The sequence below is a fragment of the Microbispora corallina genome (genome assembly GCF_016863035.1).
GTDB lineage: Bacteria > Actinomycetota > Actinomycetes > Streptosporangiales > Streptosporangiaceae > Microbispora > Microbispora corallina.
The window spans coordinates 26,558-51,209 of record NZ_BOOC01000044.1 but is presented as its reverse complement, the minus strand read 5'-3'; the positions used below and the strand labels follow the sequence as shown (position 1 = coordinate 51,209).

Below are 24,652 nucleotides of genomic sequence, written 5' to 3'. Positions count from 1 at the left end.
TGCGTCTTGGGCCGTCCGTGTGTGGGGTCGCCACCGCCGGGAGGCCGGGTCGTCGCGCGTACGGCCACTGGGGTGGGCGGCCGTCCGCTTCTGCGGACATCGTGGCAGAGGTCACACCCCATCGCGCAAGTCTCCGCCATGAGCTCCACACCTTCCCGATTCCCGTACGGCCGTCGCCCACACTCTCTCAGGACCGGCGACCAACCCGACCCCTCGGGCACCAGACGTACCAGGTCGGCCTCCTGCGGCGGGGCGCGGGTAGTCGCGGCGCCCTCGCGGGCGGGCACTAGTCTTGAACGGAGTCAACCACCCACCTGGAGGAACATCGTGGCGCGCGTCATCGTCGACGTCATGCTCAAGCCGGAGATCCTCGACCCGCAGGGCCAGGCGATCGCCCGGGCGCTGCCGCGACTCGGCTTCTCCGGCGTCACCGGCGTACGGCAGGGCAAGCGGTTCGAGCTGGAGCTGGACGGCCCGGCAGACGAGGCCGCCCTTTCGGACGTCCGAAAGATGGCCGAAACCCTGCTGGCCAACACGGTGATCGAGGACTTCTCGATCCGCGTCGAGGACTGAGTGACCGATTTCACATCGGCCAAGAACTGACATAGCCGCATATAAGGGACATCGGGTTGCCCAAAACCCAGGTCAGTGACGTGTTCTAAATAACAGGCACGTGATTTTGCGGTTAGCCCTGATTCATAGGGGAAGCCTTCCTTGGTGACCTTCGACACCGGGGAGGGGTCCGGTGGATATTGAGTTCTCGCTGGCCATGCCAAGGGACGCGATCGGCATCCCGATGGTCCGCCGAGTCGTGGGCGACGCCCTGCGATCTCTCGGCGTGACCGAGGAATGCGTGTCCGACATCCTGCTGGCGACGTCCGAGGCCTGCGCCAACGCGGTGCGGCACGGCGGTCCCGCGAATCGGTACGAGGTCATGGCCACCATCGGCAACGGCCGCTGCGAGCTGCGCGTCGCCGACCGGGGGGAGGGGCTGCACACGATCCCCAGGCAGTACCCCCCGGGCGACGCCGAGAACGGCCGGGGCATCCTGATCATGCGGGCCGTCGTCGACGACGTCTCCTTCGACATCACCCCCGGCAGGGGCACCACGGTGCGGATGAGCAAGGAGCTCGACTGGGACGAGGACGCGATCGCCCACCATCTCACGCTCGATCGGCAACTGGCTGCCGTCTGACCTCGGATGGCCCTCTGACCTCGGGCCGCTCCGCTTCCGGCGGGGCGGCCCATCGCGTGGCTTCGATACCCTGAGGTGTACCGCCACAGACCGCCGTCCGGCCATGGACGGTGGCGTGCGCCTTGGAGGGAACACGTGAGCGAGCGGAGCTGGCTGCGCGACCGCGGCTTCGGGCCGGCAGGCGAGGAGAAGGCATGAGCGCCGCCCGGGTGGGCGTCGTCACCTTCCCCGGAACACTTGACGACCAGGACGCCGCGCGCGCCGTACGGCTGGCCGGCGCGCTTGCCGTGCCGCTGTGGCACGCCGACCACGACCTCAAGGGAGTCGACGCGGTCTTCCTGCCCGGCGGCTTCTCCTACGGCGACTACCTGCGCTGCGGGGCGATCTCGCGGTTCGCGCCGCTGATGGGCGAGCTGATCCCCGCCGCACGTGCCGGGCTGCCGGTGCTCGGCACCTGCAACGGCTTCCAGATCCTCTGCGAGGCGCACCTGCTGCCCGGGGCGCTCACCCGCAACGAGGGCCTGCACTACATCTGCCGCGACCAGCGGCTGCGGGTCGAGACCGCGGCCACGGCGTGGACCACGGAGTTCGCCGCCGGCCAGGAGATCGTGCTGCCGATCAAGCACGGCGAAGGCCGGTACGTCGCCGACGCCGCGACGCTGGAGGAGCTCGAGCGCGAGGGCCGGGTGGTCTTCCGCTACCTCGGCAACCCGAACGGCTCGCTCAACGACATCGCCGGGATCACCAACGAGTCCGGGACCGTCGTCGGCCTCATGCCCCATCCCGAGCACGCCGTCGAGGACCTCACCGGCGCGCCGAGCGTGGACGGGCGCGGCCTGTTCACCTCGATCCTCAAGAGGCTGGTGAACGCATGACCCTCGACACCGTCGGGCGCGCCGGTCAGACGCCGGACGAGCGGCAGCCGTACGCCGAGCTGGGCATGAAGGAGGACGAGTACCAGCGGGTGCGCGAGATCCTCGGCCGCCGGCCCACCAGCTCCGAGCTGGCCATCTACTCGGTCATGTGGAGCGAGCACTGCTCCTACAAGTCGTCGAAGGTGCACCTGCGGCAGTTCGGCACCAAGGCCCCCCACTCCGACGCGCTGCTCGTCGGCATGGGCGAGAACGCCGGCGTGGTCGACATCGGGGACGGCTGGGCCGCCACCTTCAAGATCGAGTCGCACAACCACCCGTCGTACGTCGAGCCGCACCAGGGCGCCGCGACCGGCGTCGGCGGCATCGTCCGCGACATCATGTCGATGGGCGCCCGCCCAGTGGCCGTGATGGACGCGCTGCGCTTCGGCGGGGCCGACCAGCCGGACACCCGCCGGGTGCTGCCCGGGGTCGTCGAGGGCATCAGCCACTACGGCAACTGCCTCGGCCTGCCCAACATCGGCGGCGAGGTCGCCTTCGACCCCTGCTACATCGGCAACCCGCTGGTCAACGCCCTGTGCGTGGGCCTGCTCCGCAAGGACCAGATCAAGCTCGCCACCGCCCCCGGCCCGGGCAACAAGGTCGTGCTGTTCGGCGCCCGCACCGGCGCGGACGGCATCGGCGGGGCCTCGGTGCTCGCGTCGGCCACGTTCGAGGACGAGTCGCAGGCCAAGCGGCCCGCCGTCCAGGTCGGCGACCCGTTCATGGAGAAGCTCCTGATCGAGTGCTGCCTGGAGCTCTACCAGGCGGACGTGGTCGTCGGCATCCAGGACCTCGGCGCGGCCGGCGTCTCCTGCGCGACGACCGAACTGGCCGCCAAGGGCACCGGCGGCATGCGCGTCGACCTCAACCTCGTCCCGCTGCGCGACCCGACGCTGCGGCCCGAGGAGATCCTGATGAGCGAGTCGCAGGAGCGCATGATGGCGGTCGTCACGCCCGACGACATCCCCGCCTTCATGGCGATCTGCGAGAAGTGGGACGTCCCCGCCACCGTCATCGGCGAGGTGACCGACACCGGCCGCCTCGTCATGACGTGGGACGGCGAGGTGATCGTCGACATCCCGCCCGGGACGGCCGCCGACGAGGGCCCGGTGTACGAGCGCCCGCTGCGGGAGCCCGCCGGTCAGGCCGCGCTGAACGCCGACGGACCGGAGCGGCTGCCCCGCCCCGTGGACCTGCGGGAGACGCTGCTCACCCTGCTCGGCTCGCCGAACCTCGGCTCCAAGGAGTGGGTGACCTCCCAGTACGACCGGTACGTGCGGGGCAACACGGTTCTCGCGCAGCCGGCCGACGCGGGCATGCTGCGCATCTCCGAGGTCATGCCGGGAGCCCAGGAGACCACCCGCGGGATCGCGCTGGCCACCGACGGCAACGGCCGCTATGCCAAGCTCGACCCGTACACGGGGGCCCAGCTCGCGCTGGCCGAGGCGTACCGGAACGTCGCCGTAACCGGGGCGCGGCCGCTCGCCGTGACCAACTGCCTCAACTTCGGCTCGCCGGAGGACCCGGAGGTCATGTGGCAGTTCGGCGAGGCCGTCCGCGGCCTGGCGGACGCCTGCAAGACCCTGGGCGTGCCGGTGACCGGCGGCAACGTGTCCTTCTACAACCAGACCGGCTCGACCGCCATCCACCCGACGCCCGTCGTCGGCGTGCTCGGCGTGATCGACGACGTCGCCCGGCGGGTGCGGTCCGGCTTCACGGCGCCCGGTCTGCGCGTCGTCCTCCTGGGTGAGACCCGGGAGGAGCTCGGCGGCTCGGAGTGGGCGCACGTCCTGCACGGCCACCTCGGCGGGCTGCCGCCGGAGGCCGACCTGCCTGCCGAGCGGGCGCTGGCGTCGGTCCTGGTCGCCGCCGCGGCCGACGGGCTGCTGGAGGGGTCCCACGACCTGTCCGACGGCGGGCTCGCCGTCGGCCTCGCCGAGGCCTGCCTCGCGCTGGGCGTCGGCTGCTCGGTGGCGCTGCCCGGCCAGGACGCCTTCGTCGGCCTGTTCAGCGAGTCGGCGGCCCGGGCGCTGGTGTGCGTGCGGCCCGAGGCGTTCGACGCGCTCGCCGAGCTGTGCCTGCGGCACGAGGTCCCCTGCTACGGCCTCGGCACCACGGGCGGGGACGCGCTCGCGGTCGAGGGCGTCCTGGAGATCTCCGTCGAGGAACTGCGCGCCGCCCACACGGGCGCACTGCCGGCGATCTTCGGCTGAGTCCGCCTCTCGGAGACGACGAAGGCCCTTCCGGTAACCCCTCCGGAAGGGCCTTCGCTGTCCGCCGTACGCCAACGCCTCGTCGCGTACGGCGAGTTCGCGGGTGCGTCCGGCGGAGCCCTCCGGCTCCACCGGCCACCCGAGCATGTGTGTCAGGCCGTCATGCAGATCACGTAGATGGTGCCGGTCGTGTTCTTGCCGCTGACCCTCCAGCCGGTCGCCTTGCCGTTGACCAGGTACGGGGCGCTCGCGGTGATCTGGGGGGCGTTGCCGTTGGCGACGTAGCCGCCACCCGTGGCGATCTTCCCGCTGCCGCACGACAGGGTCTCGGTGCCGCCGTTGCCCGGCAGGCTGAAGGTGTCGGACTCGGTGGTGACCGTCACCGAGCCCGCCGGCCCGGCCGGGCCCTGGGGACCGGTGGCACCCTGCTTGCCGTCGTCGCCCTTCGGGCCCTGCGGGCCGGCCGGGCCGCGCTCGCCCTGCTCGCCCTTCGGGCCCTGCGGGCCGGTGGCGCCGGTCTTGCCGTCGTCACCCTTGGGGCCCTGCGGGCCGGTGGCGCCGGTCTTGCCGTCGTCGCCCTTCGGGCCCTGAAGACCCTGCGGACCGGCCGGGCCGGCGGGGCCGCGCTCGCCCTGCTCGCCCTTGGCCCCCGCGGGACCGGTCTCACCCTTGAGGCCCGGCTCGCCCTTGGGGCCCTGCGCGCCGGTGTCGCCCTTCGGACCCTGCGGACCGGTCGCGCCGGTGTCGCCCTTCGGACCCTGCGGACCGGTCCTCCCCTGCAGGCCCTGCGGGCCCTGCTGGCCGGTCGCGCCCTGCAGGCCCGTGTGCCCCTGCGGACCGGTCTGGTTCCACGACACCTTGTACTCCGTCGGCTTGCACGCGGTGGTCACGCCGACCAGACGCACGTACCGCGTCGTCTTGTTCACGCAGGCGTAGAAGACCGTGCCGCTCGCCGACGAGGCGGTCGCCCCACCGCCCAGCACGAGCAACGATCCGACCACGGCACCCGCCGTCACAAGACCGACGGTGCGCCCGCCCGGCAACCTGATAGCCACGGAATATCCCTTCTGAAGCACAGAGGTGCGTGATGCGAAATGAAAGACATGTGATTCACGCGCCACACGACCGGGCGGTTGGCGGACGAAACATCACGTATACGCATCGGGTCTGCGAGTAATCCTGCGTAGTCAAGGAATGGCCCGCGTACGGCAGCATCGGCATAATCAGCGCGCAGGCAGGCCGAGCGACCTGTGGAGGAGACCGTGTCCCCCGTGTCCCCCGTACCCCCCGGGCCGTCAGTGCCTCCGGTTCCCCCGGTGCCGCCGGAGACGAGCCGTCCCCCGGCGGCCCCCGCCGCCGCTCCCCCGCCTCCAGGCACCGTCCCGCCACCCGGGCCGTACCTCCCGCCCGCGACCCAGCCCGTACGGGGCGTCGTGTGGGCCGTGCACCTGGCCCTGCCGCTGCTCGGCCTGTGGCTGCTGCTCGCCCACCCCGGCATCGACGTGCAGTGGCACGACAACCTCGGCCACTTCTGGCTGATCCTCGTCGTCGCCGGGGTCAACGTCGTGCTCGGGGCGCTCATCGGGCGGGCGTCGGCCCGGCGGCGGGACGCCCGCCTGCTGCTCGTCTCGCTGGTCTTCCTCACCAGCGCCGGGTTCTTCCTCCTCCACGGCCTGTCCACGCCGCAGGTGTTCCATCCGACGGGAACGGTGGGGTTCGACCTCGCCCAGCCGGTGGGCCTGGCGATCGCCTCGGTGTTCGCCTTCGTGTCCGCGCTCCCGCTCAACGAGCGCGCCGCCGCCGCGGTCCTGCGCGCCCAGGCGCCGCTCAGGGCCGGGCTCGGCCTCGTCCTGGTCGCCTGGGGCGTCGCCTCGCTGGTGCCCCCGCTCAGCGAGCCGCTCCCGCCCCACGGCACCGGGCTCGGCCCGTTCGCGCTGGTGGGCGTCGCCCTGTACGTCGTGGCGGCCGTCATGATGTTCCGGCTGCACCGCCGGCGCCCCGCGGCCGTGCTGATCAGCCTCATCACGGCGTACGCGCTGCTCGCGGAGGCCATGCTCGCGGGGATGTCCCACCGCAACTGGCACCTGTCGTGGTGGGAGTGGCACCTGCTGCTGACCTTCGCCTTCCTGTTCGTCGCCTACAGCGCGTACCTCCAGTTCCGGCGCGAGGGCGCGACCGGCGGGCTGTTCGACGCCGTGGCGCTTTCGGCCACCGCACGGCGCATCCAGGCCGACTACGAGCGCGCGCTGGAGGAACTCGTCGCCCACCTGCGCGGCGGCACCCGGTCGGGAGCGCCGATCAGCACCCGCCTGGCCGGGCGCTTCCGGCTCACCGAGGGGCAGGCGGCCGTCCTCGACCGGGCCGGAGCGGCGCTCGCCGCCGAGCGGGACCTGTCGGAGCGGCTGGGCGCGCTCGTCGACGTCGGCCGCCAGGCCCGGGTGGGCCTGCCCGAGGCCGACCTGCTGTCCGCCGCCCTCGGGCGGGTGCGCCGCGCGTACGGCGACGTACGGCTGGCCCTGGTGCGGGGCGGCCGCCTCGTCCCGTACGACGGACCGGCAGGTGGCTTCCCGGACGCCCGGGAGCTGGACGGGGGGCGGGTCGTCGCCGCGGACGGCCGCGTGGTCCACCCGCTGACGGTCAAGGGACGGCTCGCCGGGGCCCTGTCGGTCCCCGTGGGCGTGACGGCCCAGGACGAGGCGCTGGCGGCCACGCTGGCAGGCCAGATGTCGATCGCGCTGGAGAACGCCCGCCTCTACCAGGAGATCGAGACGCTGTTCCGCCAGTACATGTCCCCCGACGTGGCGAACGGCCTGCTCGCCGACCCCGACCAGGCGGCGCTCGGCGGCAGCCTCACCGAGGTGACGGCCCTGTTCGCCGACCTGAGGGGGTTCACCACGTTCTCCGAGCGGGTCTCCCCGGGCGAGATCGTCGAGATGCTCAACCGCTACCACACGGCGGCCGTGCCGTGCGTCCTCGGCAACGGCGGCACGATCGTGCAGTTCGTCGGCGACGCGATGCTCGCGCTCTTCAACGCCCCCGCGCAGCAGCCCGACCACGCCGTCCGGGCCGCGCAGGCGGCGCTGGAGCTTCAGGAGGCCGCCGCGCGCGTGTCGCGGGAGGTGGTCGCCGAGCAGGCGGCGGGCCGCCTGTCCCGGGTCGAGTGGCCCACTTTCCGGGTGGGCGTGAACACCGGGCCGGCCCTCGTGGGCAACATCGGCAGCCCGGAGTTCCGCGGGTTCAACGCGATGGGCGACGCCGTCAATGTGGCCGCCCGCCTGCAGGCCCTGGCCGAGCCGGGCACGGTGGTCATCGGCCAGAGCACCCGCGACCTGCTCGGGCCGGCCCGGGTCGTGTCGCTCGGCGACCTCAGCCTGAAGGGCAAGGAGCACACGGTCCACGCGTACCGCCTGGTGGCGCTGGGCTGATCCGCGGACAAAGCCGCCCGGGGGGCGAAACGCGCTTTACGGGCGGCGGCCCGGAGGCCAACACTGGGCACGCACCAGTCGCGAGCGGGAGGTACGGGGTGACCACCAGGCCGGAACCCGGCGAGTTCCTCGCCCTGCTGACGCCGGAGGAGGCCGCCGACCTTCGGACGGCCGGCCGTACCCGCCGGTGGGAGCGCGGGGCGACCGTGATGAACGAGGGCGAGACCGGAGACTGGGTCCTCGTGCTGACCTCGGGACGGGTCAAGGTGTCGTCGCACACCGCGGGCGGCACCGAGGTCGTGCTGGCCGTACGCGGGCCCGGCGCGCTCCTCGGCGACATGTCGGCCCTCGACGGCGATCCGCGGTCGGGGACGGTCACCGCACTCGAACCCATCGAGGGCCTGGTCGTGCACGACTTCTCCGGCTTCCTGAACGAGCACGGCCGGGTCGCGGTCATGCTCATGCGGCTGATCGTCGGCAGGCTCCGGGACGCCGACCGCAAGCGGGTGGAGTACGGCGCGTTCGACACCACGGGCCGCGTCGCGACCCGGCTGGTGGAGCTCGCCGAGCGGTACGGCGAGCAGACGAGCGCGGGCGTGCGGGTGGCGCTGCCGCTGTCCCAGGACGAGCTCGCGGGGTGGACCGGGGCCTCCCGGGAGGCCGTGAGCAAGGCGCTGCGGACGCTGCGCGACCGCGGGCTCATCGAGACCGGCCGCCGCCGCGTGATCGTCTACGACCTGGACGGCCTGCGCAAGCGGGCCCGCTGATCCCCTGCCCCCCGACCTCCCGGCCCGCGCTCCCCGCCCCCGCCACACCCCTGACCCTCGGGCCCGCCGCCCCCCGGCCCACCGCACCACGCGCCCCTGTCCCGGGCCCCGCGCTCCCCGGCCACGGCACGGCCGGACCCCTGTTTCGCGGGCCCGGCCGTTCCGGCGCGGCCCTCCGGCCTGGGCCGTCGCGAAGCAGGCCGCCCCTCGGGATCATCCGGACGTACGGCGTACGTCACAATCGACGGCATGGCCGACGCCCTCCTGGAATCCGGCTCCCCCGATCGCACCGCCGCCCTCCGGTACGCCTGGCGGGTCTGCTCGGTCACCGGGCTCGGTCTCGTGCTCATCGGCGTCAGCTCCAGCACGCTCAACGTGGCCCTGCCCGCGGTCGTGCGGCATTTCGACGCGGGGCCGCTGGCGTCCGGCTGGGTGCTGCTGGCCCACCTGCTGGTGAGCACGGCCACGCTGGTCTTCTTCGGCCGGGTGGCCGACCTGCTCGGCAGGCGGGAGATCTACCTGCTCGGCTTCGCCCTCTTCACGGCCGCGTCGCTGCTCGCCGGGCTGGCGCCGGGCATCGGCGTGGTCATCGCCATGCGGGCGCTGCAGGGCCTCGGCGCGGCCATGATCCTGGCGAACGGCACGGTCATCATCACGGACGCCTTCCCGCCCGACCGGCTCAGCCAGGGGATGGGCGTCTACATGGCGACGCTGTCGGTCGCCCAGCTGGCCGGGCCGACGCTCGGCGGCCTGATCGCCGAGACGCTGGGCTGGCGCTGGATCTTCTGGATCAACGTGCCCGCCGGGCTGGCCGCCCTCTTCTGGGGCGCCGCCGTGCTCAGGAGGACGCCGGCCGGCCCGCGGCAGCCGGTGGACGCGCTGGGCAACCTCGTCGTGTTCGCCGCGCTGTCGGCGGCGCTCATCGCGATCAGCCAGGGCGAGCCGCTCGCCGGCGCCCTGGCTCTCGCGCTCGTCCCCCTCCTCCTGGTGATCGAGCGCCGGGCCCGCAACCCGGTGCTCAACCTGGCGCTGTTCGGCGGGCGCATGCTGGTCTTCGCCAACCTGGCCTCGTTCGGCAACGCGCTCGCGCGGTCGTCGCTGATCCTGCTGGCCGGGCTCTACTTCCAGGCGGCCCGCGGGGTCGACGCGCTGGCGGCCGGCGTGGGCGTCCTGCCGGTGCCGATCGGCATGACGATCGCCTCCCCCATCGCGGGCGCCCTCGGCCGCCGCGTCTCGCCGTACGCGCTGTCGGTGGGCGGGTGCCTGCTCACGGCGGGCGGGCTGCTGGTCCTCACCCTGTCGGCCGGCCCGGCCACGCCGTACTGGATCGTGGGGACCGGGCTGTTCGTCGCGGGCTGCGGCAGCGGGACCTTCCTGACCGGCAACACCACGCAGGTCATGACCGCGCTGCCGCCGGGCACGCTGGGCGTGGTCAACGGCTTCCGCGTCATGATCATGAACATCGGGGTCGTCCTCAGCGTGGCCACCACGCTGACCGTGCTGACCGGCGCGGTCCCGCCCGGGCTACGCGGCCAGGTCTACGCGGGGACGCTCTCGCGGGTGTCCCCGGTCGCGCTGGAACAGCTCATGGCCGGCTTCCGGCGGACCTACCTCGTGCTGTTCGCCGTCGCCGTGCTGGGCGTCCTGTTCGCCGCCATGGCCTCCACACCGCCCATGAGCAGGTCGACGCCGAAGGCGTAGTACCGGTCCACGTCGGGCTCCTCGCTGAAGGTGGCCGCGAAGGCGACCATGCAGGGGAACCGGTCGGGCGGCAGCGCCTCCAGCATGAGCCGCTTCTGCCTGCGCCACTCGGCCGCCTCGGCCGGCGTGAACTGCACGGGACATCCCGGCTCGGCCTTGACCAGCGAGAGCGTGCCGTGCAGGAGGTACGACGAGACGAAGTACGCCTCGCTCAAGCCGAAGCCGGCCCGGGTCAGCAGGTCGAGGGCGGCCTCGGTGGCCCGGACGAAACTGGGCACCTCGTCCTTCTCGACCAGCGGGAAGATGTCCACCAGCGGCGGATGCCGGCGCAGCACCCGTACGAGCGCCTCGATCATCCCGCGCAGCCGCACCGCCCACGGGTCCTCGGGGTCGATCGCCGGCGTCACCTCGGCCAGCACGTGGTCGGCCACGCCCTGGAGCAGCTGGTCCTTGTTCTTGAAGTGCCAGTAGAGGGCCATCGGCGTGACCCCCAGCTCCTGGGCCAGCCGTCTGATCGTCACGGCCTCGAGCCCCTGGGCGTCCGCGAGCGCGATCGCCTTCTCCACCACGGCCTGGCGGGTCAGCCTGTCCGCATTACCCATGGCTTCGCTCCTCGTTCCCTCCGGGGACTTGACAACTATACGCCGTACAAGGTCTCCTATGCACCGTACATGTACGTCGTACATGTACCTCGTACAAGAGGAGAGCTGATGATGGGCAGATGGTGGGCGCTCGTCGCGGTGTCACTCGCGACCTTCATGACCTACTTGGACAACAACGTCGTCAACGTGGCGCTGCCGACGATCCAGCGGGACCTCGGGCTGTCGATCTCCGGCCTTGAGTGGATCGTGAGCGCGTACATCCTGGTGTTCGCCGGCCTGCTGCTCGTGGGCGGCCGGATCGCGGACGTGTTCGGAGCGCGGACCGCGTTCTTCGGCGGGCTTGCGATCTTCACGCTGTCGTCGGTGGCGGCCGGGCTGTCCGGCGGCCAGGAGGCGCTCATCGCCGCCCGGGCCCTTCAGGGCGTCGGCGCGGCGCTGCTGACGCCGTCGTCGCTGGCCCTGCTGCCGAAGATCTTCCCCGACCCGCGCGAGCGGGGGACGGCCGTCGGCGTCTGGAGCGCGGTCGGCGCGCTCGCCCTGGCCATCGGCCCGCTCACCGGCGGCGTCCTCAGCGAGAACGCCGACTGGGGCTGGATCTTCCTGATCAACGCCCCGATCGGCGTGATCACCGCGATCGTCGGGCTGCGGTCGATCCGGGTGCGGCGCGACGCGGGGGCTCGCGCCGGGCTCGACCTCCCCGGACTCGCGTCCTCCGCGGTGGCCCTGTTCGCGCTGACGTACGCGCTGATCGAGGGCGGGTCCCGCGGCTGGACCTCGCCGGTGATCCTCGGCTCGTTCGCGCTCGCCGCGGTGGCCGCGGCCGCGTTCGGCGTCGTCGAGTCCCGGGTGGCGCAGCCGATGATCGACCTCACGCTCTTCCGCGAGCGCGTCTTCAGCGGCGGCCTGCTGTCGATGGGCCTGTGGGCGTTCGGGGTGTTCGGGATCTACTTCTTCACGGCCATCTACCTGCAGAGCGCGCTCGGGTTCAGCCCCACGGCCGCGGGCGCGGGCTTCGTGCCGATGGCGCTGCTCACGGCCGTGGTCGCCACGCTGTCGCCGCGGATCGCCGAGCGGTTCGGCAGCGGCCGCACGGTCGCCGTGGGCCTCGGCCTCATGGCGGTCGCCGTCGGCGGCCTGTCCGGCGCCGGTGAGGGCAGCGGCTACCTCGACCTGCTCCCCTGGTTCCTCCTGTACGGCGCGGGCGCCGGCCTGCTCGTCCCGCTGACCAACGTCGTGCTGGGCGCGATGCCGGCGGCCAGGGCCGGGGTCGCCTCCGGCGTGCTGAACGTCTCGCGCGAGGTCTTCGGGCTCCTCGGCATCACGATCCTCGGCGCGATCCTGAGCGCCCGCGAGAGCGCGGTGGCCGGCCCTCCCCTGCACCGGTTCCTCGAGGCGTACCAGTTCACCCTGCTGGTCGCGGCGGCCATCATGCTCGTGGGCGTCCCGGTCAGCCTCTTCTCGCTCCGCCGCGCCGGGACGGCGGCCGCGCCCGCCGAGCCCCCCGCCACCGAGCCCGCCCTCGCCGAGCCCGTCGCCTGAGGGGACACAATGGGCGGGTGCCGCCACGCAGACTGGACCCCGGAAAGGTGAGGGACGCGCTGGACGCCCAGCTCGTCGAGCTGGACAGCCCGCCGTTCGACGGCCCCGACAGCGCCGCGGCGGACGCCTGCGTCCGCGCGGTGCTCGCGGCCTACGACGCCGGACTGACGCCGGTCCGCGAGGCCGCCAGGGCCGCCGTGCGGCACCTGCTGGAGGAGCTGGCGGCCCTGGCGCCCGGCCGCTCGGTCGAGGTGCGCGTCCCTCCCCACGCGGCGGTGCAGTGCGTGGAGGGGCCCCGGCACACGCGGGGCACCCCGCCCAACGTCGTCGAGACCGACCCCCGCACCTGGCTGGAGCTGGCCACCGGGCGCCTGACCTGGGCCGACGCCACGGCCGCGGGGAAAATCTCCGCCAGCGGCTCCCGCGCCGACGTCTCGGAGTGGCTGCCGCTCCGCTGACGCGGTCTCAGGGGCCGCCGAGCTTGCCCTCCAGGCACCGCTGCGCCGCCTCCTTCGTGGGGTAGCGGACGGGGTCGAGGCACTCGCCGAGGTTCCTGGACTGGTACCAGTTGTAGATCAGGACCCCCAGCACCACCGCGAGGACCAGGGTCAGCACGCTCAGCACGAGCCCGGCGACGGCCCGGCCGCGATTGGAGTTCCGGGCGATGGCGATCGCGCCGAGGACGGCCCCCACCACCGCGACCAGCGTCCCCACGCCGCACACGAACAGCAGCACGAAGGCGCAGACGCCCAGCACGAGCGACGCCGTGCCGAGCCCGCCACCCGTGGGGGGCGGAGGCGGCCAGCCCGCGCCCCTGGCCGTCCCGGGCGGCGGCGGGGGCATCTCCCCGTACGGCGGCTGCCCGTAAGGCCCCGGAGGCCCCTGAGGGCCTTGGGGGCCCTGCCCGTACGGCGGCGGGACGGCTCCCCCCGGGCCCTGCCCGTACGGCGGCGGCGTGGGTCCCCCGGGCCCCGGGCCGTACGGGCCGGAGGGCTCCTCGTGGGGGCCGCCCTCACCGGGCGCGGGCCTCTCGTGCGGCTCGCGGGGCCGGTCGGGGTCGTCGGGTGTCGCCACGGTGGTCACTCCCGTACCTGAATATCGGGCATGCCGGAAGGCCCAGACTCTCCCGTGAACCCCCGCCTGAGCAGGGGCGACACGGTAAAGAGCGGTCGATCGTTTCGGTGCCGTCCGGGCATGGGGGGGTTCGAGCAGCGGCGATGCCCAAATAGACTCGGGTACGTGTTGAAGGGCGACGGCCGGCTGGGCCATGACCTCGACCCTCAGGACCGCGGACCTCAGGACGCCTGTGGCGTCTTCGGCGTCTGGGCTCCTGGGGAGGACGTCTCCAAACTCACCTACTACGGCCTCTACGCGCTGCAGCACCGCGGGCAGGAGTCCGCGGGCATCGCGGTCAGCGAGGGCAGCCGCATCCTCGTCTACAAGGACATGGGCCTGGTGGCCCAGGTCTTCGACGAGTCGATCCTCGGCACCCTGCGCGGGCACCTGTCGATCGGGCACTGCCGCTACTCCACGACGGGATCGAGCGTCTGGGAGAACGCGCAGCCCACGCTGAGCTCGACCGACGGCGGCGGGCTGGCGCTCGCCCACAACGGCAACCTCATCAACACGGCGCAGCTCGCCGAGCGGCTGGCCCCCGGCGCGATCAGGGCGACCACCGACACCGAGGTGCTCACCGCCCTGCTCGCGCAGGACGCCACGCGGCCGGTGGACGACGTCGCGGCCGAGCTGCTCCCCGAGGTCAAGGGCGCCTACTCGCTCGTCTGGATGAACGAGACGACCCTGTTCGCGGCCCGCGACCCCCAGGGCATCCGCCCGCTCGTGCTGGGCCGGCTGGAGCGCGGCTGGGTGGTCGCGTCCGAGACCGCCGCCCTCGACATCGTCGGCGCGTCGGTGATCCGCGAGATCGAGCCGGGCGAGCTGCTCACGATCGACGAGAGGGGCGTCCGCTCGCGCCGGTTCGCCGAGGCCAATCCCAAGGGCTGCCTGTTCGAGTACGTCTACCTGGCCCGTCCCGACACGACCATCGCCGGCCGCGGCGTGCAGTCCACGCGGGTCGAGGTCGGCCGCGAGCTCGCCCGCGAGCACCCCGTGGACGCCGACCTCGTCATCCCCACGCCCGAGTCCGGCACGCCCGCCGCCATCGGCTACGCCGAGCAGAGCGGCATCCCGTACGGCCAGGGCCTGGTGAAGAACTCCTACGTCGGCCGGACCTTCATCCAGCCGTCCCAGACCATCCGGCAGCTCGGCATCCGCCTCAAGCTCAACCCGCTGCGCGAGGTCATCGAGGGCAAGCGGCTGGTCGTCGTCGACGACTCCATCGTCCGCGGCAACACCCAGCGAGCCATCGTGAAGATGCTGCGCGAGGCCGGCGCCACCGAGGTCCACGTGCGGATCTCCTCGCCGCCGGTCGCCTGGCCCTGCTTCTACGGCATCGACTTCGCCACCCGCGCCGAGCTGATCGCCGGGTCCCTGTCGGTCGAGGAGATCCGCTCCTCACTCGGCGCCGACTCCCTCGGGTACATCTCCATCGAGGGGCTGACCCGGGCCACCACGCTGCCGGCCGAGCGGCTCTGCCGGGCGTGCTTCGACGGGCGGTACCCGATCCCGATCGAGGACGACCGCGTGGGCAAGTTCGTCCTGGAGGCCCGGCGATGACGAGCTACGCCGCCGCCGGCGTGGACATCGAGGCCGGTGACCGCGCGGTCGAGCTGATGAAGACGCGCGTCGCCCGCTCGCGCCGTCCCGAGGTGCTCGACGACGCCAGCGGCTTCGCCGGGCTCTTCGACGCCTCGGCGTTCCTGCGGTACAAGCGGCCGCTGCTGGCGACCAGCACCGACGGCGTCGGCACGAAGGTCATGCTGGCCCAGCGTCTCGGCAAGCACGACACGATCGGCATCGACCTGGTCGGGATGGTCGTCGACGACCTCGTCGTGTGCGGGGCCGAGCCGCTGTTCATGACCGACTACATCGCCTGCGGCAAGGTCGTCCCCGAGCGGATCGCCGACATCGTGGGCGGCGTGGCAGAGGGCTGCCGCCTCGCCGGGTGCGCACTCGTGGGCGGCGAGACCGCCGAGCACCCCGGCGCCATGGGCCCGGACGAGTACGACCTGGCGGGCGCCGGCACCGGCGTCGTCGAGGCGTCCGAGATGCTCGGGCCGCACCGTGTCACGCCGGGGGACATCGTGCTGGGGCTGGCCTCCAGCGGGATCCACTCGAACGGGTACTCCCTGGTCAGGCACATCGTGGCGACGGCCGGACTCGACCTGGAGCAGGACGTGCCCGAGCTCGGCCGCACGCTCGGCGAGGAGCTGCTGGAGCCGACCCGCGTCTACTCGCTCGACTGCCTGGCGCTCGCCCGGGAGACCGAGGTGCACGCGATGGCCCACATCACCGGCGGCGGGCTCGCGGCCAACCTGGCCCGTTCGCTCCCTCCGACCGCCGACGCCCTGCTCGACCGGGACTCCTGGACGCCCCCGCCGATCTTCCAGGTTCTGGCGGGGCACGGCGGCGTGCCGCAGGAGGAGATGGACCGCACCTTCAACCTGGGCGTGGGCATGTGCGCCATCGTGTCCGAGGCCGACGCCGACCGGGCGCTCGCGCTGCTGGAGGAGCGGAACCTGCCCGCGTGGGTGCTCGGGCAGATCGTCCCCGGCACCGGCCGGGCCGTCTTCCGGTAGAGACCCCGCCCGGCACCGAGCGGGGGGTCGCGCGGCTCGCCGGAGAAACACCACCAGGCGCTCCGGCCCTGCCGGAACGCCTGGACGGTTGGGACATGACGACCATCCGGCCGGGCTGTGGACCCGCCGGAGACGGTCATCAGGTGATCAGGAACGGATCAACGTCGCCCGTGACGGTCGCTGTCGCCATCGTCGTCGTCATCGACGGCGTAGTCGGCGTAGCGATCAGCCAACTCTTCGTAAGGGTCATGCTCGTCGTTGTGGCCGGAATCGTCCTCGTCCACGACTCCGAGCTCCGCGCGCAGGCGCTCAAGATCTGTGCCGCCGCTGTTGTACTTCAGCTGGCGGGCGACCTTGACCTGCTTGGCCTTGGCTCGGCCGCGCCCCATTGGCTCGACCCCCTCATGCGGGGTCGTGCCCGACCCCTCGTCACTAACGCACCGCGCACCGACGCCACCTGACTTCAGGCGTCAGTCTCTCGTTCGCCTATTACCGTACCTGGTTTGTGCGCCGCTCGGTACGTCGTACGAGCGGCGCCGGTCAGCGCCGAAGCCAAATACCCCTTAGCCGACCGACTTCCGACATTCTGCGCTCTGCCAGCCTATCCGCTGCCGCCCCCGGAGGGACGCCTTCCTCCTCGGCCATCTCGAAGATCTTCGCGGTGGTGTCGAAGATCTTGGCGGCCCGCGCCCGGGCCCTGGCCATGTCGAACCCCTCGATCTCGTCCGCCACCTGGATGACCCCGCCGGAGTTGACCACGTAGTCGGGAGCGTAGAGGATGCCGCGCTCCGCGAGCTGCTTCTCGACCCCGGAATGGGCGAGCTGGTTGTTCGCGCCGCCACAGATGATCTTGGCCTTGAGCCGGGGGACGGTGACGTCGTCGAGCGCGCCGCCCAGCGCGCAGGGGGCGTAGACGTCCAGGTCGGACGCCGACAGCGTCGCGGCGTCGGCCACCACGTGGACCCCGGGGTGCCGCCGCGCCACCCGCTCGACCGCGCCCTCGTTCACGTCGCAGATCACGACCTCGGCGCCGTCCTCGATCAGGTGGTCGACCAGGCGGTGACCGACCTTGCCGACGCCCTCGACCCCGACCCGGCGGCCGCTGAGGGAGGGCGTGCCGTACACGTGCCCGGCCGCCGCCCGCATGCCCTGGAACACGCCGAACGCCGTGAGGATGGAGGAGTCGCCGGCGCCGCCGTGCTCGGGGGTCCGCCCGGTGACGTAGGAGCACTCCCGGGCGACGACGTCCATGTCCTCGCTGTAGGTGCCCACGTCGCAGGCGGTGTAGTAGCGGCCGCCCAGCGACTGGACGAACCGGCCGTACGCCCGCAGCAGGGCCTCGCTCTTGGCGGTCGCGGGGTCGCCGATGATCACGGCCTTCGCGCCGCCGAGATCGAGCCCGGCCAGCGCGTTCTTGTACGCCATCGCCCTGGAGAGGTTGAGGACGTCGGCGAGGGCGGCCTGCTCGCTCGCGTAGGGGTAGAACCGGGTGCCGCCGAGGCCGGGCCCGAGGGCGGTGCTGTAGATCGCGATGATCGCGTACAGGCCGCTGGGCTCGTCGGCGCAGAACACGACCTGCTCGTGCCTGCCCGGATGGACGGGGTTCGCGTCGCTTCCTGGGCTGGGGTCCTTGTGGGAGAGCCCGAAGACGTCGGTCACGGTGGTGACTCCTGGTCGTCTCTGGTCGCCGCCTCGTTGCGACGACTCCCTCCCAGCTTAGCCAGCCCATGGCAAAACGATCTTGGAAAGCGCGCCCGGTGCTGCACAGGGTCGCGGCGGCGTGGCACGATTCTGGTGTGCTCCCCTACGCCGCCTATCTCCGTGTGTACGAGCCGCTGACCGCTTTCACCCCTCAGGACCGGGCGCGGTGGGCCCGGTACGCCGAGTCCCGCGACCGCCCCCGGCGGGCCGGCGCGCTGGAGGTCGAGCACGGTGAGTCGGTCCGCCGGCTGCTGTCCGTGCCACCGCTGCCCGCGCCCGAGCGGGAGAGCCCGAACGCCTACCTGCGCCGCGTCGAGGACACGCTCTACGTCTGCCCCTGGCAGAGCAGGCTGCGGTCGTGGCTCGCGTTCACGACGTTCCGGGGGAGCGTGCCGGCCAAGCTCGCCCACCGGTTCGTGCCACAGGCGATCGCCGAGCAGACCGCCGACGACTTCGACCGGTTCAAGCGCGGGGAGCCCTCGCTGCGCACCCACATCAGGACGAGCACCTGGCAGGTCCCGACCTCGTGGTTCGTCCCCTTCGACTCAGCGGAGCGGTGGCTCGTGCTGGGCGCGGAGGAGTCGCCGGAGCACGCCGCCCCGACCACGACCGCGCCGCCGCGCAACATGCTGTACGTCACCTCGATGGCCCAGGCGCGCCGCCGGGTGGCGCGGGCCCTCGTCGTGATCCGCCGCCACGTGGGCCAGGTGTCCACCCTCGGCGAGGTCGAGGAGGTGGGCCGCTGGCTGGAGGAGTTCCACCCCCACTCGCTGGTGGAGCTCGACTACGGCGGCCTCGTCCACCTCATGGACGACCAGACCCTGCAGGGCGACCAGTCCGTGGCGGAGGTGTCGACCGCCCTCGCGAGTTTGGACAAGGGTCAGGAAGAACTTGCCTTCGCGATGTACCAGCGCGTCATCCTCCGCTGGAGATCAGTAAAGGCCCTCGAAACGGCAAACTGAGCGTAATCGCCAGTCTCTGACCTGCAGTTTCTGGTCAAGGGATGTTCGATCTCACATCTACGAACTGAGTAGTTTGCCGTTTTCACTGCGATACCACGAAACGTGTCGCTAGAATCACCCAGCGTGACATCAACATGTGGTCGAGACGTTGCGCCCCAAGGGCTCGCCAATCGCACTACGTGGCTGTATGGTCACATCGGGTGATGCCGCAAATGATCCTAGAAACCGCACGTTTTTGATCATTGAGGACATCCGTGACAAGCGCCAGACAAGTCGCAAGGATCGCTCTCGGCGGTCCACACGGAGGAGAGGCCGCACAAATGTCAGCTCGTACACCCGAGGCCGAGCCACTGCTCACCCCGGCGGAGGTCGCCACGATGTTCCGGGTCGACCCCAAGACCGTCACTCGGTGGGCGAAGGCCGGCAAGTTGACGTCCATCCGCACGCTCGGGGGGCACCGGCGTTACCGGGAGACCGAGGTCCGGGCGCTGCTGGCGGGCATACCGCAGCAGCGGTCGGAGTAGGACGGGGAGCGTCGCCGCACCAGGGGGAAGTACCGGCGCGCTCGCGTCGCCATGGATGTGAGCGCGTCCGCCACGGTCCCGTGACCGCCATGGGTCACGGGACGATATGGGGCCGGCGCCGCCCGCCCGGCGCCTCCCCGCCGCCCCGGTGCGCGCTCCCCTGCCGGTGCGTCCGTCGCCCCGGCGCGTAGCGTGACCGTGATCCACCGCCGGACTCCGCGTGACCGTCGCCGCCAGGGCGCCCGTTCCTTCCTGCCGTCCGTTTCCCTCACGTGCCGTCCGGCCCCTTTCCACCGCTCCGGCGGGCGGGGAGCGTGACCCGCCGCGCAAGTCCGCGCAGCCGTCCGGCCCGTCCCCCGCTGCGTTCCGCCACGTGCCCCCCGTTCAGGTTCGCTGGAAACCGTTTCCGGCATCGGGCCGCGGCCCGTACGCCGTGCAGCCGGGCGGGCGTCACCCGTCCAGGAGCGTGCGCGCCAGGCGCTCCACCTCGTCGTCGTGCCCGGCCGCCACCCGCAGCAGGGCGGCCATCTGCTCCACCAGCAGGCGTTCGAGCTCCGCCCGCTCCATGTCGCGGTGCTCCAGCCAGTCGAGGCCCGCCGTCTCCACCGAGGCGATCCACGACCGCAGCGTGGTGCGCAGCACCGGCCCGGGGTCGGTCACCCGCATCTCGTTCATGATCAGGTGCAGCATCCGCCGCCGTACGCCGTCCACGATCTCGCCGATCTCGCCGGCGCGGTTGGCGGGCCCGCCCCTGAGCAGGGCGGCGAACCCGGCCGCGTGCTCCTCCACGAAATCGAAGTAGCGGCGCAGCCCGCGGGCGAGCTCCTCCATGGGCCGTCCGCCGCCCTGAGGCTGCAGCCGGGCCTCCAGTTCCTCGGCCGCGCTGCGCAACGCGGCCACGTACAGCTCCTGCTTGCCGCCGAAGTAGTGGTAGACGAGGGCTCGTGACGCCCCGGCCGACAGGGCGACGTCGTCGATCGACACGTCCTCGGCGTCGTGCCTGCTGAACAGCTCCAACGCTGCCGCGATGAGCTCCTCCCGCCGCCGGTCGACGCTGAGCCTGCGCCGTGCCGGCCGTGCGCCGTCCTCCGCTTGGCGTGTGGCACCCACACCTCGAACCCTAACGGGTGGAGTCCACAGCGGGCGCGCTGCCCTGATCAAGAGATCCTCTGGAAGGGGCTCCCGGAAGGGGCCGCGTTCCCACCTCCGGGCTACCCTTCCCAACGCCTGATTAAGAGGAAGGAAGACGCGTTACTGCGATCTACCCGTACCCTCTGGGCAACTCGATCGTTTGGTGTGTCAGGTGCACGTCCACGCATCGTGGGGAGAACCATGTCAGGACCGTCCATGCAGACCACTGCCCGGAACGTCGCGGTCTCGTTACCCGACGGCGGGCTGTCCGATGGGTTCAGCCCACGGCCACGGCCGACGATCCGCAACGTGGCGGAACGCGCCGGGGTCTCGAAGTCGCTGGTCTCGCTCGTGCTGCGGGGTTCGCCGCACGTGAGCGAGCACCGCCGTGAGGCGGTCCTGCAGGCCGCGAGGGAGCTCGGCTACCGTCCCAACGCGGTGGCCCGAAGCCTGGTCGAGGGACGCACCCACCTGGTGGGCGCCCTCGTGGCGGACCTGCACAACCCCTTCTACGCGGAGTTCCTGGACGGCCTGCAGGAGAGCCTGCACGGCGACGGCCTGCGCCTGCTGATCGGCAGCGGGCGCTGGGACCCGGCGTTCGAGGACGAGGCCGTGGAGGCCTTCCTGGAGCTGCGCGTGGACGGGCTCGTGCTGCTCGGCGTGGCGCCGTCCAGCGACACGCTCGCGGAGGCCTCCGCCTACACCCCGACCGTGGTCGTCGGCGAGCGGGACGTGGAGCTCGAGGGCGTCGACATCGTGGTGGACGACGACCAGCTCGGCGCCCGCCTGGCGGTCGACCACCTCGTGGAGATGGGCCACCGGCGCATCGCCCACATCGAGGGCACGCCGTCCTCGGCCGCCCGCTGCCGGTGCGAGGGCTACCTGGTGGCCATGCGCCGCCACGCCCTCGCGCCGTACATCATGGTCGAGCACGGGGACTTCACCGAGGAGGGCGGCCGGCGCGCGGCCCTGGCCCTGCTGCAGCGCGACCCGCGGCCGACCGCGATCTTCGCGGCCAACGACATCGTGGCCATGGGCGTGCTCACGGCGGCGAGCGAGCTGGGCCTCCGGGTGCCGGAGGACCTGTCGGTGGTGGGCTACGACAACACCCACCTCGCGGCGGTCACGCACATATCGCTGACCAGCGTGGACCAGCCCAGGCGCGCAATGGGCCGATCGGCCGCCGCCCTGCTCAGCGACCGCATCTCCGAGCCCGGCAAGGTGGCGCGGCTGCGCCAGGTCACCCCGCAGCTCGTGGTGCGGCGCAGCACCGGGCCGGCTCCAAGGGATGACCAAGGGTAGGTCAATCCCCGACGTGTCCCCTCGCGGCGGTGTTCACTCGTACCGTGACGCCGACCCCCGGCGGGTCGCCGACGGCAACCCGCCGGGACGGCGACCGCATGTCGCGAGAATCGGGGGGATTCATGCGTGATCCTGAGTTGGTCTCCTGCGCTCAGCGGGCGGCCGGCGAGCTCGAGCGGGCCTGGGCGCACTGGCGCGAGACCCGGGGACTGAGCGGCGACGAGGTCGCCGACTCCGTGGCGAGCTACGTCGCCCACTCGATCGACCATCCGTGGGGACGTCCCCGGGTGGTGCTGGGCCTCGACGCCGAGGACGCCCGCGAGCTGGCCGCGCTCCTGCACAGCCAGGAGGCCGCGGAACCGGCCTGGGTGGGGCGCTTTCCGGCATAACGGTCTGGTCACGAGCCGAATCCGCGTACGTTAGGAGGACGTGCCTCCGCGAAGGGATTCGAGCGTGATCAGACGACCACTTGCCGCCGCAGTCCTGGGCCTGTGCGGGCTTGGAGCAGTCGCCTGCGGCGGCACGGCGGTCTCGGGTGCGGCGGCCTCCGGCCCCTCCACGCCGCCGTCGGCGCCCGCGTCTCGCGAGGTCCCCGCGAGCGGCGGGGCCGCGGACTCCGCCCGGACCGCCAGCACGTCGTCCGCGCCCGCCAAGCCGCTGGCCGGCAAGGTCGTCGTGATCGACCCGGGCCACAACGGCGGCAACTACCGGCACCCGGAGATCATCAACAGGCAGGTCGACATCCTCACGGAGAAGAAGGCCTGCGACACCACCGGGACGTCCACCAACGACGGCTACGCCGAGGCCGCCTTCACCTGGGACGTCTCCAGCCGCCTGGCGAAGCTGCTGCGGGCCCAGGGTGCCACCGTCAAGCTCACCCGCACGGGCAACACCGGCGTCGGGCCGTGCATCACCCAGCGGGCGGCCATCGGCAACCGGGCGAAGGCCGACGCCGCGATCTCCATCCACGCGGACGGCGCGCCCTCGGCCGCCCACGGCTTCCACGTCATCATGCCGAAGAAGATCCACGGCCCGGTCGACCCGGTCGTCGCCGGCTCCAGGCGCCTGGGCATCACAGTCCGCGACGCCTTCCACGCGGGCACCGGCATCGCGTACTCGACGTACATCGGCACGAACGCGCTCAACTACCGCAGCGACCTCGGCGGGCTCAACCTGTCGACAGTCCCCAAGATCTTCATCGAGTGCGGGAACATGCGCAACGCCGGCGACGCCGCGAAGTTCAAGGACCCCCGGTTCCGCCAGCGCATCGCCGTCTCCCTCGCCAAGGGCCTGCAGAGCTACCTGCGGTGAGCGCCGCCGCGGGCGATTTGGCATGATCTGCGGCATGAATCGCCTCCTCCCCCGTCCTCGCACGGTCGAGAGCAGGCCGGGGTCGTTCGCGCTCCCGCCCGGCTCCGCCGTGGCCGGTCCCGCCGCGCTCGCCGACGCCGTACGACTCGCCGTACCCGTGCCGGACCTGCGGCCCGGCGGCCCGGACGCCGCCGTACGGGTGGAGGAGGACGCCCGGCTGGGCCCCGAGGCGTACGAGCTGGAGATCGGGGACGACGGCGTGCGGATCCGCGCCGGGGACCGGGCCGGCGCCTTCTACGCGGCGCAGACGCTGCTGCAGCTGCTGCCCGTGGACGCCTACCGGGCGGCCGCGCTGCCGGGCGTGTCCTGGACGGTCCCGTACGGGCGCGTGGCGGACGCTCCGGCCTTCTCATGGCGGGGGGCGCACCTCGACGTCGCCCGCAACTTCCTGCCCAAGCGGGAGGTGCTGCGCCTGGTCGACCTGCTCGCGGTCCACAAGCTCAACCGGCTCCACCTGCATCTCGCGGACGACCAGGGGTGGCGCGTCGAGAGCCCGGCGTACCCGCTGCTGCACGAGGTCGGCTCGCACCGCCCCCGGACGATCGTCAGCCACTACGGCGAGGAGCCCGTTTTCGACGAGGTCCCGCACGGGGGCTACTACACGCTGGCCGACCTCGCGGAGATCGCGGCGTACGCCCGGGCGCGGGCCGTCACCGTCGTCCCGGAGATCGACGTGCCCGGACACGCGTCGGCGATCCTGGCGGCGTACCCGGAGCTGGGGGTCCGGCCCGGCGAGCGGCACCGCGTGCTCGACCGGTGGGGCATCTCGCCGGCCATCCTGTCCCCGCTGCCCGCCGCGGTGGCCTTCCTCACGACCGTGTTCGGCGAGATCGCCGGGGCCGTCGGCGACGTGCCGTACTTCCACATCGGCGGCGACGAGTGCGTGCTGGACGACTGGGCCGCCTCGCCCGAGATCTCCGCGTACCGGGAGGAGCTGGGCCTGGAGACCGTGGGCGACCTGCACGCGTGGTTCCTGCGGCGGCTGGCGGACGCCCTGGCCGAGCGGGGCAGCCGGGCGGTCGTGTGGGACGAGGCCTTCGTCAGCGGCCGGCTGAGGCAGGACACGATCGTGATGCCGTGGCGCGGCCCGCAGGTCGGCCGCCGGGCCGCGGCGGCCGGGCACGACGTGGTGGCGACGCCCGTCTTCCCGCTGTACTTCGACTACGCGGAGGCCGCCTCGCCCGAGGAGCCCGCCGGGCTCGGCGACGCCGTCACGGTCGCCGATGTGGCGGCCTTCGCCCCGGCGCCGCAGGACTGGACGGCCGGGGAGCGGGCGCGGGTGATCGGGGCGCAGTTCCAGCTGTGGAGCGAGCGCATCCCGGACGGCCGGACGCTCGACTACCGCGCCTGGCCGCGGGGCTGCGCCGCCGCCGAGGTCGTCTGGACGGGCGGCCCGGCCGGCGAGGACTTCGGACCCCGCCTGAAGGACCACCTGGCCCGCCTGGACGCCTTCGGGGTGGAGTACCGCCCGCTCGACGGGCCGCGGCCGTGGCAGCGCGGCGGCGGGTGGCGGCGGCACCGGCCCGGCGTGGTCGTCGTCGGGGACGTCATGCGCCACCTCGACGAGCTGACCCACGCTGCCGACTCCACCCGGCCCAGCATGTGAC

The 24,652-nt window shown here is 72.6% G+C and carries 23 protein-coding genes; 17 read left to right on the top strand and 6 right to left on the bottom strand.

Features of this window, described 5'->3' with window-relative positions; translation table 11 throughout:
* Positions 1 to 327: 327 nt before the first annotated feature.
* The 4 genes from purS to purL all read left to right on the top strand — a co-directional run bounded on the left by purS (position 328) and on the right by purL (position 4,322).
* Positions 328 to 573, top strand: coding sequence for a phosphoribosylformylglycinamidine synthase subunit PurS (gene purS / locus Mco01_RS33545; RefSeq protein ID WP_204060837.1), 246 nt, complete (start codon positions 328 to 330; stop codon positions 571 to 573).
* Between the two features lie 172 nt (positions 574 to 745).
* Positions 746 to 1,195 (top strand): ATP-binding protein, encoded by a 450-nt coding sequence (locus tag Mco01_RS33540; protein WP_036324088.1) that lies wholly within the window; start codon positions 746 to 748, stop codon positions 1,193 to 1,195.
* A 194-nt stretch (positions 1,196 to 1,389) separates the two neighbouring features.
* Entirely contained in the window at positions 1,390 to 2,070 is a 681-nt protein-coding gene (purQ, locus tag Mco01_RS33535) for a phosphoribosylformylglycinamidine synthase subunit PurQ (protein ID WP_204060836.1), read from the top strand.
* Complete coding sequence (gene purL, locus Mco01_RS33530) at positions 2,067 to 4,322, top strand: phosphoribosylformylglycinamidine synthase subunit PurL (protein WP_204060835.1); 2,256 nt, start codon at positions 2,067 to 2,069, stop codon at positions 4,320 to 4,322. Before purQ ends, purL begins: the two co-directional genes overlap by 4 nt.
* A gap of 152 nt (positions 4,323 to 4,474) precedes the next feature.
* On the opposite strand, the gene Mco01_RS33525 is transcribed toward purL, so the two are convergent.
* Complete coding sequence (locus Mco01_RS33525) at positions 4,475 to 5,377, bottom strand: collagen-like domain-containing protein (RefSeq protein ID WP_239104109.1); 903 nt, start codon at positions 5,375 to 5,377, stop codon at positions 4,475 to 4,477.
* 261 nt (positions 5,378 to 5,638) lie between these two features.
* Here Mco01_RS33525 and Mco01_RS33520 point away from each other — a divergent pair, with 261 nt between their 5' ends.
* The 3 genes from Mco01_RS33520 to Mco01_RS33510 all read left to right on the top strand — a co-directional run bounded on the left by Mco01_RS33520 (position 5,639) and on the right by Mco01_RS33510 (position 10,215).
* Entirely contained in the window at positions 5,639 to 7,747 is a 2,109-nt protein-coding gene (locus tag Mco01_RS33520; RefSeq protein ID WP_204060834.1) for an adenylate/guanylate cyclase domain-containing protein, read from the top strand.
* A gap of 98 nt (positions 7,748 to 7,845) precedes the next feature.
* Entirely contained in the window at positions 7,846 to 8,514 is a 669-nt protein-coding gene (locus Mco01_RS33515) for a Crp/Fnr family transcriptional regulator (RefSeq protein ID WP_036324095.1), read from the top strand.
* Between the two features lie 249 nt (positions 8,515 to 8,763).
* On the top strand, positions 8,764 to 10,215 hold the full coding sequence (locus Mco01_RS33510) for an MFS transporter (protein WP_204060833.1): 1,452 nt from the start codon (positions 8,764 to 8,766) through the stop codon (positions 10,213 to 10,215).
* On the opposite strand, the gene Mco01_RS39945 is transcribed toward Mco01_RS33510, so the two are convergent.
* Positions 10,122 to 10,817: a TetR family transcriptional regulator gene (locus Mco01_RS39945; protein WP_204060832.1), complete on the bottom strand. Its 696-nt coding sequence runs from the start codon at positions 10,815 to 10,817 to the stop codon at positions 10,122 to 10,124. The genes Mco01_RS33510 and Mco01_RS39945 overlap by 94 nt on opposite strands.
* A 108-nt stretch (positions 10,818 to 10,925) precedes the next feature.
* Between Mco01_RS39945 and Mco01_RS33500 the strand changes: the two genes are divergently transcribed.
* Positions 10,926 to 12,356, top strand: coding sequence for an MFS transporter (locus Mco01_RS33500; protein ID WP_204060831.1), 1,431 nt, complete (start codon positions 10,926 to 10,928; stop codon positions 12,354 to 12,356).
* Between the two features lie 17 nt (positions 12,357 to 12,373).
* Positions 12,374 to 12,814, top strand: coding sequence for a sterol carrier family protein (locus tag Mco01_RS33495; protein WP_204060830.1), 441 nt, complete (start codon positions 12,374 to 12,376; stop codon positions 12,812 to 12,814).
* Positions 12,815 to 12,821: 7 nt separating this feature from the next.
* On the opposite strand, the gene Mco01_RS33490 is transcribed toward Mco01_RS33495, so the two are convergent.
* Entirely contained in the window at positions 12,822 to 13,430 is a 609-nt protein-coding gene (locus Mco01_RS33490; RefSeq protein WP_204060829.1) for a hypothetical protein, read from the bottom strand.
* A gap of 165 nt (positions 13,431 to 13,595) precedes the next feature.
* On the opposite strand from Mco01_RS33490, the gene purF reads away from it, so the two are divergent.
* A complete protein-coding gene (gene purF / locus Mco01_RS33485) occupies positions 13,596 to 15,032 on the top strand; it encodes an amidophosphoribosyltransferase (RefSeq protein WP_204060828.1) in 1,437 nt (478 codons plus the stop codon).
* A complete protein-coding gene (gene purM / locus Mco01_RS33480; RefSeq protein ID WP_204060827.1) occupies positions 15,029 to 16,054 on the top strand; it encodes a phosphoribosylformylglycinamidine cyclo-ligase in 1,026 nt (341 codons plus the stop codon). The genes purF and purM overlap by 4 nt, the downstream gene beginning before the upstream one ends.
* 158 nt (positions 16,055 to 16,212) lie before the next feature.
* Here the strand turns inward: purM and Mco01_RS33475 are convergent, their stop codons facing one another.
* A complete protein-coding gene (locus Mco01_RS33475; RefSeq protein ID WP_204060826.1) occupies positions 16,213 to 16,443 on the bottom strand; it encodes a DUF3073 domain-containing protein in 231 nt (76 codons plus the stop codon).
* 151 nt (positions 16,444 to 16,594) lie between these two features.
* Positions 16,595 to 17,713, bottom strand: a complete 1,119-nt coding sequence (locus Mco01_RS33470; protein WP_204060825.1) for a Leu/Phe/Val dehydrogenase — start codon at positions 17,711 to 17,713, stop codon at positions 16,595 to 16,597.
* A 137-nt stretch (positions 17,714 to 17,850) separates the two neighbouring features.
* Here Mco01_RS33470 and Mco01_RS33465 point away from each other — a divergent pair, with 137 nt between their 5' ends.
* Together Mco01_RS33465 and bldC are read left to right on the top strand one after the other, a co-directional pair.
* On the top strand, positions 17,851 to 18,717 hold the full coding sequence (locus tag Mco01_RS33465; protein WP_204060824.1) for a DUF8083 family protein: 867 nt from the start codon (positions 17,851 to 17,853) through the stop codon (positions 18,715 to 18,717).
* A 320-nt stretch (positions 18,718 to 19,037) separates the two neighbouring features.
* Positions 19,038 to 19,241 (top strand): developmental transcriptional regulator BldC, encoded by a 204-nt coding sequence (gene bldC / locus Mco01_RS33460; RefSeq protein ID WP_013133571.1) that lies wholly within the window; start codon positions 19,038 to 19,040, stop codon positions 19,239 to 19,241.
* A gap of 450 nt (positions 19,242 to 19,691) precedes the next feature.
* On the opposite strand, the gene Mco01_RS33455 is transcribed toward bldC, so the two are convergent.
* Positions 19,692 to 20,351, bottom strand: coding sequence for a TetR/AcrR family transcriptional regulator (locus Mco01_RS33455; protein ID WP_239104106.1), 660 nt, complete (start codon positions 20,349 to 20,351; stop codon positions 19,692 to 19,694).
* A gap of 222 nt (positions 20,352 to 20,573) precedes the next feature.
* On the opposite strand from Mco01_RS33455, the gene Mco01_RS33450 reads away from it, so the two are divergent.
* The 4 genes from Mco01_RS33450 to Mco01_RS33435 all read left to right on the top strand — a co-directional run bounded on the left by Mco01_RS33450 (position 20,574) and on the right by Mco01_RS33435 (position 24,651).
* Positions 20,574 to 21,674, top strand: a complete 1,101-nt coding sequence (locus Mco01_RS33450; RefSeq protein WP_036324114.1) for a LacI family DNA-binding transcriptional regulator — start codon at positions 20,574 to 20,576, stop codon at positions 21,672 to 21,674.
* A gap of 122 nt (positions 21,675 to 21,796) precedes the next feature.
* Positions 21,797 to 22,063 carry a hypothetical protein gene (locus Mco01_RS33445; protein WP_204060823.1) on the top strand — a complete coding sequence of 89 codons (267 nt, stop codon included), beginning with the start codon at positions 21,797 to 21,799 and terminating at the stop codon, positions 22,061 to 22,063.
* A gap of 64 nt (positions 22,064 to 22,127) precedes the next feature.
* Positions 22,128 to 22,985 (top strand): N-acetylmuramoyl-L-alanine amidase, encoded by an 858-nt coding sequence (locus tag Mco01_RS33440; RefSeq protein ID WP_239104105.1) that lies wholly within the window; start codon positions 22,128 to 22,130, stop codon positions 22,983 to 22,985.
* A 34-nt stretch (positions 22,986 to 23,019) separates the two neighbouring features.
* Positions 23,020 to 24,651: a beta-N-acetylhexosaminidase gene (locus Mco01_RS33435; RefSeq protein ID WP_204060822.1), complete on the top strand. Its 1,632-nt coding sequence runs from the start codon at positions 23,020 to 23,022 to the stop codon at positions 24,649 to 24,651.
* Position 24,652: the final 1 nt, after the last annotated feature.

Excerpts from the sequence above, each read along its gene's own strand:
- bldC (WP_013133571.1), top strand. The coding sequence starts at position 19,038 with ATGTCAGCTCGTACACCCGAGGCCGAGCCACTGCTCACCCCGGCGGAG.
- purQ (WP_204060836.1), top strand. The coding sequence starts at position 1,390 with ATGAGCGCCGCCCGGGTGGGCGTCGTCACCTTCCCCGGAACACTTGAC.
- Mco01_RS39945 (WP_204060832.1), bottom strand. The coding sequence starts at position 10,817 with ATGGGTAATGCGGACAGGCTGACCCGCCAGGCCGTGGTGGAGAAGGCG.
- Mco01_RS33475 (WP_204060826.1), bottom strand. The coding sequence starts at position 16,443 with ATGGGGCGCGGCCGAGCCAAGGCCAAGCAGGTCAAGGTCGCCCGCCAG.
- Mco01_RS33450 (WP_036324114.1), top strand. The coding sequence starts at position 20,574 with ATGTCAGGACCGTCCATGCAGACCACTGCCCGGAACGTCGCGGTCTCG.
- Mco01_RS33510 (WP_204060833.1), top strand. The coding sequence starts at position 8,764 with ATGGCCGACGCCCTCCTGGAATCCGGCTCCCCCGATCGCACCGCCGCC.
- Mco01_RS33445 (WP_204060823.1), top strand. The coding sequence starts at position 21,797 with ATGCGTGATCCTGAGTTGGTCTCCTGCGCTCAGCGGGCGGCCGGCGAG.
- Mco01_RS33500 (WP_204060831.1), top strand. The coding sequence starts at position 10,926 with ATGATGGGCAGATGGTGGGCGCTCGTCGCGGTGTCACTCGCGACCTTC.
- purL (WP_204060835.1), top strand. The coding sequence starts at position 2,067 with ATGACCCTCGACACCGTCGGGCGCGCCGGTCAGACGCCGGACGAGCGG.
- purM (WP_204060827.1), top strand. The coding sequence starts at position 15,029 with ATGACGAGCTACGCCGCCGCCGGCGTGGACATCGAGGCCGGTGACCGC.
- Mco01_RS33435 (WP_204060822.1), top strand. The coding sequence starts at position 23,020 with ATGAATCGCCTCCTCCCCCGTCCTCGCACGGTCGAGAGCAGGCCGGGG.